Annotated in this window: 6 protein-coding genes and 1 pseudogene; 4 read left to right on the plus strand and 3 right to left on the minus strand. The window is 68.8% G+C overall.

Annotation, left to right across the window (positions count from 1 at the left end):
• Positions 1-178: 178 nt before the first annotated feature.
• Positions 179-1,504: a GTP-binding protein gene (locus tag DCO49_RS17835; RefSeq protein ID WP_116865136.1), complete on the plus strand. Its 1,326-nt coding sequence runs from the start codon at positions 179-181 to the stop codon at positions 1,502-1,504.
• Between the two features lie 92 nt (positions 1,505-1,596).
• Here the strand turns inward: DCO49_RS17835 and DCO49_RS17840 are convergent.
• Positions 1,597-3,198 (minus strand): annotated as a pseudogene (locus DCO49_RS17840) (ATP-binding cassette domain-containing protein); the annotation flags it as partial.
• Positions 3,199-3,442: 244 nt separating this feature from the next.
• Positions 3,443-4,342, minus strand: a complete 900-nt coding sequence (locus DCO49_RS17845; RefSeq protein ID WP_116865137.1) for a LysR family transcriptional regulator — start codon at positions 4,340-4,342, stop codon at positions 3,443-3,445.
• Positions 4,343-4,556: 214 nt separating this feature from the next.
• Here DCO49_RS17845 and DCO49_RS17850 point away from each other — a divergent pair, with 214 nt between their 5' ends.
• Both DCO49_RS17850 and DCO49_RS17855 read left to right on the plus strand, forming a co-directional pair.
• On the plus strand, positions 4,557-5,735 hold the full coding sequence (locus DCO49_RS17850) for a serine hydrolase domain-containing protein (RefSeq protein WP_116865138.1): 1,179 nt from the start codon (positions 4,557-4,559) through the stop codon (positions 5,733-5,735).
• Positions 5,732-6,916, plus strand: a complete 1,185-nt coding sequence (locus DCO49_RS17855; RefSeq protein WP_116865139.1) for an MFS transporter — start codon at positions 5,732-5,734, stop codon at positions 6,914-6,916. Before DCO49_RS17850 ends, DCO49_RS17855 begins: the two co-directional genes overlap by 4 nt.
• Positions 6,917-6,997: 81 nt before the next feature.
• On the opposite strand, the gene DCO49_RS17860 is transcribed toward DCO49_RS17855, so the two are convergent.
• Positions 6,998-8,617, minus strand: a complete 1,620-nt coding sequence (locus tag DCO49_RS17860; protein ID WP_116865140.1) for an EAL domain-containing protein — start codon at positions 8,615-8,617, stop codon at positions 6,998-7,000.
• Between the two features lie 216 nt (positions 8,618-8,833).
• On the opposite strand from DCO49_RS17860, the gene cycA reads away from it, so the two are divergent.
• Positions 8,834-10,207 (plus strand): D-serine/D-alanine/glycine transporter, encoded by a 1,374-nt coding sequence (gene cycA / locus DCO49_RS17865; RefSeq protein WP_116865141.1) that lies wholly within the window; start codon positions 8,834-8,836, stop codon positions 10,205-10,207.
• Positions 10,208-10,400: the final 193 nt, after the last annotated feature.

Below are 10,400 nucleotides of genomic sequence, written 5' to 3' on the forward strand. Positions count from 1 at the left end.
CAGCCGAGCATGGGCTCGGCTCTACGGAAAATCAGGAGCAGCCGAGCATGGGCTCGGCTCTACGGAAAATCAGGAGCAGCCGAGCGTGGGCTCGGCTCTACAGTCGGCAACCCCGCCATTCCGTCATGTCTGCATAATGTTATATAGTAACATTTCTATCCACAGCCCTCCGCCCCGCATGAACCCTGTTTCCCGCGCCGACCGCCGCCTGCCGGTCACCGTGCTGTCCGGCTTCCTCGGCGCCGGCAAGACCACCCTGCTCAACCAGATCCTGCGCAACCGCGACGGGCTGCGCGTGGCGGTCATCGTCAACGACATGAGCGAGGTGAACATCGACGCGCAGCTGCTGCGCGACGGGGGCGCCGAGCTGCGCCGCACCGAGGAAACGCTGGTCGAGTTCAGCAATGGCTGCATCTGCTGCACACTGCGCGACGACCTGCTGCAGGAAGTGCGACGCCTGGCCGACGCCGGTCGCTATGACTACCTGCTGATCGAATCGACCGGCATCGGCGAGCCCATGCCGGTGGCCGCCACCTTCGCGGTGCGCGACGAACAGGGCTTCAGCCTGAGCGACATCGCACGGCTGGACACGATGGTGACGGTGGTCGATGGCAGCGCGTTCCTGGCCGACTTCGGTTCGACCCTGCGCCTGGCCGAGCGCGGCCAGCAGGCCGGCCCGGACGATGACCGCGGTGTGGTCGACCTGCTGTGCGAGCAGGTGGAGTTTGCCGACGTGATCGTGGTGAGCAAGGTCGACCAGACGGACGAGGACGTGCTGCAGGACACGCTGGCGGTGCTGCGTGGCCTGAACCGTGATGCCAAGCTGCTGCTGTCGTCGTTTGGCGATGTGCCGCTGCGCGAGCTGCTGGATACCGGCCGCTTCGATTTCGACCGTGCGCAGCAGGCGCCGGGCTGGGTGAAGGAACTGCGTGGCGAGCACACGCCGGAGACCGAGGAATACGGCATCGGCAGTTTCGTCTATCGATCGCGCCGGCCGTTCCATCCGGGGCGTTTCGCCCGCGCGCTGCAGCAGGGCATGCCCGGGGTGATCCGCAGCAAGGGCTGGTTCTGGCTGGCCAACCGCATGGACTGGGTGGGCGAACTGAGCAGCGTGGGTGCGGCGACGCGCACGCAGGCGGCTGGCTTCTGGTATGCGGCGCGAGAGCGCGTGCGTGCCGGCGAAGAGGACACGACGCCGCTGCTGCCACCGACGCCGCTGCCGTACAGCGACCTGGGCTGGGCGCGGCAGCAGGCGGACTGCTGGAGCGCGCCGTTGCCGGGGTTGGAGGAATTCCCCGATGGGGATGCGCATGCGGCGATGGCGCGTCTGTGGCACCCGCTATGGGGTGACCGCCGGCAGGAGCTGGTGGTGATTGGTGTGCACATGGATGAGCGCGCGGTGCGTGCGACGTTGGATGCGTGCCTGCTCAATGACGGTGAACTGCGCGCCGGGCCGTTGTTGTGGCAGCAGTTGCCGCAGGCGTTCCCGGTGTGGAAGCGTTGAGGGCAGAAGCATCCACGCCATGCGTGGATGGCGGGATCATCGGGCGGGGGGCAGAGCCCTTCTGCTTGGCAAAAGGAATCCGGCCCGGGGTCTGCGTCGCGCCACTGCCAGCCATCAGGCCCCACCCGCAGCACCTGCGTCGGCCGTAACGCGCGCAGCAGGTGGGCGTCATGGCTCACCATCACCAGGCCTCCTTCCCACGCACCGAGCAGTGACTCCAGCGCCTGCAGAGCGGTCAGGTCCAGTGCGTTGCCGGGCTCGTCCAGCAGCAACAGCTGCGGTGCCGGTTGCGCATAGAGCACGCCGGCCAGTGCGCCCTTTACCCGTTCGCCATCGCTGAGGCTGCTGGCCGGCCGCTGGATGCGCTGTGCATCCAGCCCGAGCAGGGCCAGCCGCGTGCGCAGCTCGGCGGGGGCAGCCGTGGGATTGGCCGACTGCACCGTATCGAGGATGCTGCGCTCGCCGGCCAGCGCCAGCAGCTGCTGGTCCAGCAGCGCCAGCGGCGCATGCCGCTGCACCTCGCCCGCGCGCGCATCCATCTGGCCCGCCAGCACGCGCAGCAGGGTGGACTTGCCGCTGCCGTTGTCACCGACCACGGCGATGCGCTGGCCACGGCGGAGATCCAGCTGCAACGGTGCGCTGCAGCCATGCGGCAGCACCAGGTTGTGGGCCTGCAGCAGCCGCGTGCTGCCACGCTCGCCTTCGCTGGCGAACAGTGCAAGTTCGGGTGCCGCCTGCGCGGCGGCAGCGGCACTGCGCAACTGCTGCGCGCTGGCCTGCAGGCGGTCGGCCTGGATCTGCTGCGCACGACCCTGGGTGGCCTCGGAACGCTGTTTCTGCCCGCCCAGCAGGATCGGTGCCTGATTGGCCTGCTTCGCATCGCGGTTGCCGCGCGCCTGCCGCTGTTGCTGGCGCTCTTGCTGTTCGCGTGCGCTGCGCTGCTGTTGGCGGTGCTGGGCGCGCGCATGGTCGAACTGGGCGGCTGCGGCATCGCGCTCGGCGGCGCGTGCCTCGGCGTAGTGCTGCCACGGCCCGCCATAGCGATGCAGCCCGTGCGCATCCAGTTCCACGATCTGCTGCATGTGGGCCAGCAGCTCGCGGTCGTGGCTGATCACCAGCAGCCCGCCCGGCCACTGCTGCAGCTGCTGGTACAGCTGCTGGAGGTTGCGTGCATCCAGATGGTTGCTGGGTTCGTCGAGGATGAGCCAATCGGCACCGCTGGCCCATGCGCCGGACAATGCAACGCGCATGGCCTGGCCACCACTGAGGCGCGCGGCCGGCTGTGTCGGCTGCAGATCATCGGGCAGGCCGAGGGCACGCCACTGCTGTTGCAGGCGCTCGCGCAGGTCCCAGCGATCACCGATGCAGGCGAACTCGGCCTCGTCGACGCTGCCGGCTTCGATGCGTGCGAGCGCGGCCAGTTCAGCGCCGACGCCGGCCAGTTCGCCCACGGTGCCGCGTGGCGGGTAGCCGGGCGTGGGCAGCAGGAAGACCCGGCCGCTGCCGCGCACCTGGCCGCTGTCGGGCGTCAGTTGCCCGGCCAGCAGGCGCGCGAGCACGCTCTTGCCGGTGCCATTGGCACCGACCAGACCGGTGGCCACCGGTTCAAAGGAAAACGAGAGTTCGGAAAACAGCGATCGGCCATCGGCCAACCGATAGGACACGCGATCGAGCGCGAGGGAATGCGTGGTCATGCGACCTCCATGGGATGCCTGGTTCTCCCCTGCGCACAGGGGCGGGAAGAGTCGGGCCGTCTAGTGGAAAGACGGCGGCATCACTGGCGCATTGGTCGCGAGCCTCTTGGAGGAATGAGGGGATTATAGCGCCCGCAGGGCATGCCAATTGTAGAGTCGAGCCGTGCTCGACTGTTCTCGAAGCGCAGTCGAGCATGGCTCGACTCTACAAAAGGCGATCAGGGCACGGTATCCAGAAGAGCGATCAGGGCACGGTATCCAGCCGCGCGCCAATGAAATCGATGAACACACGCAGCTTCGGCAGCACATGGCGGCCGGAGGGCCACAGCAGGTGGAAGGTGCCGCAGGAATGCACGTGCTCATCCAGCACGGTGACCAGGCGGCCATCGGCGATGGCATCACGCACCGAGTGCACCGGTACGAAGGCCAGGCCGATATCGCGCAGGGCCAGTTCCACCCGCGCTTCGATGGTGTTGGCGACCATATGCACGGGCAGTTCCTGTGCTGCCTGTTCGTCTGGCCACTGGATCGGCCACGGCTCCAGCTTGCCGCTGCTGGGGAACCTGTAGTGCAACAGCGTGTGCTGCAGCAGGTCGGCCGGCACCTTGGGCACGCCGCGCCGCTGCAGGTAGGCCGGTGAGGCGACGATGCGCCGCGGAAACACGCCCAGGCGCCGGGCGTTCATCCGCGAATCGCTGGGCTCGCCCACGCGCAGTACGGCATCGAAGCCTTCTTCGATGACATCGACCAAGCGGTCGCTGAAGTCGAGATCAAGGCGGATGTCCGGGTAGGCGGCCATGAAATCGGCGAGCAGCGGCAGGGTCAGGTCGCCCACCAGCGGCAGGCTGATGCGCAGGGTGCCGCTGGGTGCGGCGTGTGGCTGGGCCAGCTCAGTGCGTGCGGCATCGCGCTCGGCGAGGATGCGGCGACAGCGCGCCAGGAACAGCTGGCCCTCGGCGGTGAGGGTGATGCTGCGCGTGCTGCGATGGAACAGGCGTACGCCCAGCGCGTGTTCGAGCCGCGCCACGCACTTGCCGGCGGCCGAGGCGGAGATGCCCTGCAGGCGGCCGGTCTCGACGAAGCTGCGGGTGTCGGCTGCATGCACAAAGGTCTGCAGGTTGGCGAGATTGTCGAGGACGGACATGCGGAAGCGCGGCGGGAAAACCGCAGGGTAGGGCCAGTTGCAGCGGGCGGCCAGCGGGCCGTTGCAACACTGCGGTGCAGGTCCTGTGCGCCGTGGTAGTCCGCGCAGGCCGCCGATTGCGGACCTGGGGGTCCACGAAGCACGGAGCGCTGACCCGCTTTTTGCCGAGGCGCTGGCTGCCTAACGTGGCGACCCTCCCCCAAAGGATTGCCCCATGAGCGCTCTTCCTGTCGACGAACCCACGCCCACATTGCCCGGCGTGGCCCACGTGCTGCAGCAGGCCCACCCGCAACGCCTCGTGGGCGCGGTGGTGCTGGTACGCGAGCATGGTGTGCTGCGCCATGCCAGCGCCACCGGTCTGGCCGACCGTGAGGCAGACACGCCGATGCAGCGCGACCAGCTGTTCCGCCTGGCCTCGGTGAGCAAGCCGCTGCTGACCACCGTGATCCTGCGCCTGGTAGCCGACGGCGTGCTCGACCTCGATGCCCCCGTGCAGCGCTGGCTGCCGACCTTCCGCCCGGCGCTGGCCGATGGCAGCGTGCCGCCGATCAGCCTACGGCAGCTGCTGAGCCACACCAGCGGTCTCGGCTATCGCTTCCTGGAAGCGGATGCGCAGGGGCCGTATGCGCGTGCCGGCGTCAGTGATGGCATGGACGCCAACCCGCTGAGCCTGCAGGACAACGTGCAGCGCATCGGGCAGGTACCGCTGCTGTTCGCACCGGGCAGCCAGTGGCTGTACTCCCTGGGCGTGGATGTGGCCGGTGCCGTTGCCGAAGCCGCGAGCGGACAGACGCTGCAGCAGTTGTTCGAACGCCTGCTGGCGCAGCCGCTGGGCCTAGGCGATACCGGCTTCCGTACCGCGCAGGGCGCGCGCCTGGCGACGCCCTATGTGAGCGATGCGCCGCAGCCGCATCGGCTGCAGGAAGGCGAGGTCGTCGCGCCCTTCGACGGCACGGTGGGCATCGAATACAGCCTGGCGCGCGCCACCGACGCCAGTCGCTACGCCTCGGCCGGTGCAGGGCTGGTCGGCAGCGCCGATGAGGTGATGACCGTGCTCGAAGCGCTGCGCGATGTACAGGCGTCTGCGTTGCTGCCGCCGGAGCTGGCTGCAGAGATGGGCCGCGTGCAGGCCGGCGAGCAGGGGCCGCCCGATCCGCCGGGCTGGGGCTTCGGTCTGGGCTTTGCGGTGCTGCGTGATGCGGCCGCTTCGGGCACGCCGCAGGGCGTGGGCACCTGGCGCTGGGGCGGTGCCTATGGCCACAGCTGGTTCGTCGATCCCGCGCGCGGCCTCAGCGTGGTGGCCCTCACCAACACCCTGTACGAGGGCATGCACGGCGCCTTCGTCGATGAGCTGCGCAATGCGGTGTACCGCGATCTGGAGGCGGTGCGATGAGCGGGCATGCCGTCGATGCGTCGTCGCCTGCGGGCGAGGCCACGCGTCTGCCGTGGAACGGGCTGCTGGCACTGGCCGGTGGCAGCTTCATCACCCTGCTGACTGAAACCCTGCCGGCCGGTGTGCTGCGGCCGATGGGGCAGAGTCTGGGCGTGAGCGATGCCGCGGTGGGGCAGCTGGTGAGCGTTTACGCGCTGGGCTCGGTGCTGGCGGCGTTGCCGATGACAGCGCTGACCCAGCGGCTGCCGCGTCGGCCCTTGCTGCTGGCGGCGATTGCCGGCTTCGTGGTGGTCAATGCGCTGACCGCGGTGACCAGCAACTACACGCTGCTGCTGGTGGTGCGCTTCCTGGCCGGCGTGGGTGCGGGCCTGCTGTGGTCGCTGGTGGCCGGCTATGCCGCGCGCCTGGTGGTGCCCGAACTGCAGGGGCGGGCGATTGCGGTGGCGATGGTGGGTTCACCGTTGGCGCTCTCGCTGGGGGTGCCGGCAGGCACGCTGCTGGGCCAGCAGATTGGCTGGCGCTGGGCATTCGGGCTGATGGCGCTGCTGGCGGTGCTGCTGCTGGGCTGGGTGCGCTGGGCGGTGCCTGCGCTGCCGGCAGCCGGTGGAGGCCAACGCACGCCGCTGGGCAGCGTCTGGCGATTGCCGGGGGTACGCAGCACCCTGCTGGTGATGGCGCTGTACGTGCTGGCGCACAACGTGCTCTACACCTACATCGAGCCGCTGGCGATCCTGGCCAACGCGCAGCACTGGCTGGACCGCGTGCTGCTGGCATTTGGCGTGGCGGCCGTCGCCGGCATCGGCATTGCCGGCTGGGGCGTGGATCGCCATCTGCGCGCGCTGGTGTGGGCCGCCGTGGCCGGTTTCGTGCTGGCGGTGCTGGCCCTGCTGCTGTGGCCGGGCGTGCCGCAGGTGCTGCTGCTGGCCAGCGTGCTGTGGGGCGTGGCGTTTGGCGCGGTGCCGACGCTGTTCCAGACCGCGGTGGCGCGGCGTGCGGGCGCGGCGGCGGACCTGGCGCAGTCGATGCTGGTGACCGGCTGGAACCTGGCGATTGCCGCCGGTGGCATGGCCGGTGGCGTGGTGCTGCAGTCGGTGGGGGCGGGGCAGCTGGCGTGGTTGCCGTTGCTGCTGCTGGCGGTGTGCGCGGCGTGGTTGTGGGCGCGGCCGAAGGCCTGGGTGTAGCGGCCATTGCATGTGGATGCCGGCCAGCGGCCGGCACTACCAGGGCGGTTTCATCCACGCATGGTGTGGATCTACTGGCCGTTACTCTTCCGCGGCCGCCCGCTCGATGGGCACGCTGCGCGGGTTCTGCATGTCCTCCCGCGCGGTGCCGTAGCGCTGCTGGCGCTGGTGGTGGAAGGCGATGAACGCATCACGCGGCAGCGGTCGCGAGAACAGCCAGCCCTGCCCGAACTGCACCTGCTGGCTGTGCAGGTAGGCCAGCTGCGGTTCGGTCTCCACGCCCTCGGCCACCACCCACAGGCCCAGCTCCTTGGCCATGTCGATGATGTGCGGGGTGACCGGGCTGGTCGCGCTTTCGGTGCCGATGGCATCGACGAACGACTTGTCGATCTTCAGCGCGTCAAGCGGCAGCTGCTCCAGGTACTGCAGGCTGGAATAGCCCACGCCGAAATCATCGATGGCGATGCTGTGGCCGGCACGGCGTGCGGCGGCCAGCATGGTGCGGGCGCGGTCGGCATCGAGGAAGCCGCGCTCGGTGGCTTCCAGCCAGATCTGCTGAGGCAGGATGCCGCTGCCGGCCATTCGCTGGGTGATCGACTTCAATGCGCGGCCGCTGATGATGTCCTCGGCCGCAAGGTTGATGGCGATGTGCGCGCTGCGGTCATGCACCAGCAGTTCGCGCATGTCCGACACCACGTTCTCGATCACCAGGTCGGTGAGTGCGGCGATCAGGCCGTGTTCCTCGGCCAGCGGCACGAAGATGTCCGGGCGCACCTGGGTGCCGTCGGGACGCTGCCAGCGTACCAGCGCCTCGGCACCGACGCAGATGCCGGTCTCCAGTTCGATGATGGGCTGGTAGTGCAGGTACAGCTCGCGGCGGCGGATGGCGATGGACAGTTCGCCGCGCAGCGACAGCCGACGGCGCGACAGCCAGATCACCACGCCGGCACCGGCAGCGGCCAGCAGCAGGCCCACCGGCACGAACAGCCAGGCCTGCTGGCGGAAGGTGGCGGCCAAGGCGGTACGCGGGCCGGTGGCGATGGCCAGCCAATCGTTGTTGCGGGCCGTGGCGTACAGGGTGTCGTCGTCCAGGCCCTCGCCGGGCTGGCGCAGCTGCTGCAGCAGCAGGTCGGGGTTGATGCCGTCCTGCTTGGACAGCAGGCGGCCGTCGGGGCTGGCCAGGGCCAGACGCACCTGCGGATCGGCGATGACATCGACGAAGCGGCGCGGGTCGACCAGCGTGTCGTAGGAGCCGTACAGGATGGACAGCACCTTGCGCTGCTCGGTGGACTGCGGGCGCACGTCCACCTTGATGCCGGCGCCATCGCTGGTGACATGGTCCGGGGTGGGCTGGCTGACATCGCCCTCGAACATGCCCCATGAGGTGCAGCGCAGCTTTCCGCCCTCGAAATAGCCCATCTGGTCGACTGAGGGCGTGGTCATCACCAGCGTCTGCATGCGCCGCACGTGCTCGGGGCTGCAAGGCGGCAGGCGCGAGGCTTCGGCGGCCTTCAGCACCGCCAGTGATTCCTGGTAGGAGACGTCGGCGCGGCGCAGGGCGCGCTCGGCGATCTCGTGCAGGCGCTGCTGTTCCAGCCCGACCGCGCTGTTCCAGGTGGCGTAGACCATCGCAGTGATCGGCACGACCGCCGCCAGGATCGCCAGCAGGATCGCGGCGATGATGACGCCCAGGCGACTCATGGCAGGTTTTCCAGGGGGCGGGGCAGGGCGCTGCGCATGGCGGGCCGGTCCTTGGTCGGATGCACTATCTGAGCATGTTGCAGGCCCGGGGGGAATGGTTGGGTCGCGTGTGCTTCCGATTTGACGCTTTCAGCCCTTCCAGCGCTGGCGCTCGGCACCGCAGAGGACTACCGTCGGAGACTTCACCCGCCCCTTCACCCGCCCCTTCCCGCGCCCATGACCGAGCCCGCCACGCCCCCCGAACACCTGCGCCGCAGCCTGTCCAACCGCCACCTGCAACTGATCGCCATCGGCGGTGCCATCGGTACCGGCCTGTTCATGGGGTCGGGCAAGACCATCAGCCTGGCCGGTCCGTCCATCCTGTTCGTCTACCTCATCATCGGCGCGATGCTGTTCTTCGTGATGCGCGCGATGGGCGAGCTGCTGCTGTCCAACCTGCAGTACAAATCCTTCATCGACTTCTCCACCGACCTGCTCGGCCCCTGGGCCGGGTTCTTCTGCGGGTGGACGTACTGGTTCTGCTGGATCGTCACCGCCATCGCCGATGTCATCGCCATCGCGGCCTATGCGCAGTTCTGGTTCCCGGAGCTGCAGGCGTGGATACCGGCACTGCTGTGCGTGATGCTGTTGCTGGGCCTGAACCTGGTGACGGTGAAGCTGTTCGGCGAAATGGAGTTCTGGTTCGCGCTGATCAAGATCGTGGCCATCTGCGCGCTGATCATCACCGGTGCCGGTCTGGTGGCCTGGGGCTTCACTTCGCCCAGCGGGCATACCGCCTCGCTGTCCAACCTGTGGAACGACGGCGGCATGTTCCCGATGGGCCTGGTCGGCTTCTTCGCCGGTTTCCAGATCGCGGTGTTCGCCTTCGTCGGCATCGAGCTGGTGGGCACCACCGCCGCCGAAACCGCCGACCCGGAGCGCAACCTGCCCAAGGCGATCAACTCGATCCCGGTGCGCATCATCATCTTCTACGTGCTGGCCCTGGTGGCGATCATGGCGGTGACGCCGTGGCGCCAGGTGGTGCCGGACAAGAGCCCGTTCGTGCAGCTGTTCGTGCTGGCCGGCATCCCCGCCGCGGCCAGCCTGATCAACTTCGTGGTGCTGACCTCGGCCACGTCGTCGGCCAACAGCGGCATCTTCTCCACCAGCCGCATGCTGTACGGCCTGGCTGAAGAGGGCCACGCCCCGCGTGGTCTGTCGCGCCTGTCGCGCGCGGCGGTGCCGGCCCGCGGCCTGCTGTTCTCGTGCCTGTGCCTGCTGGGCGGCACCCTGCTGATCTACCTGATCCCGAACCTGGTGACCGCCTTCACCCTGGTGACGACGCTGGCGACGGTGCTCTTCGTCTTCGTCTGGTCGCTGATCCTGGTGGCCTACATGGTCTACCGCCGCCGCTACCCGGAGCGCCATGCCGCCTCGATCTTCAAGATGCCCGGTGGCGTGGCCATGTGCTGGGCCTGCCTGGTGTTCTTCGCCGGCGTGCTGGTACTGCTGAGCCTGCAGGCCGACACCCGCCAGGCGCTGATCGCCAGCCCGGTCTGGTTCGTGCTGCTGGGCGTGGGCTACTGGGTGCGGAGCAGGAAGGCGAAGTAAGCCATCGCGTCACTCACATTGACCGATATCCAGAGGGGTCGGATCCCGTGCGCAGCAACGGGATCCGACCCCGCGTCGACCAACTGTCGGCACCCACCAAAGCAGAACGCCGCTCCCACAGCTCGCGGGAAACTGTCGAAGGCGGGGTGGGTCCGGTGGCAGGGGTGTGAGCCGCATGGATGCGGCGACCAAG

This window comes from Stenotrophomonas sp. SPM, from assembly GCF_003105135.1.
Lineage (GTDB): Bacteria > Pseudomonadota > Gammaproteobacteria > Xanthomonadales > Xanthomonadaceae > Stenotrophomonas.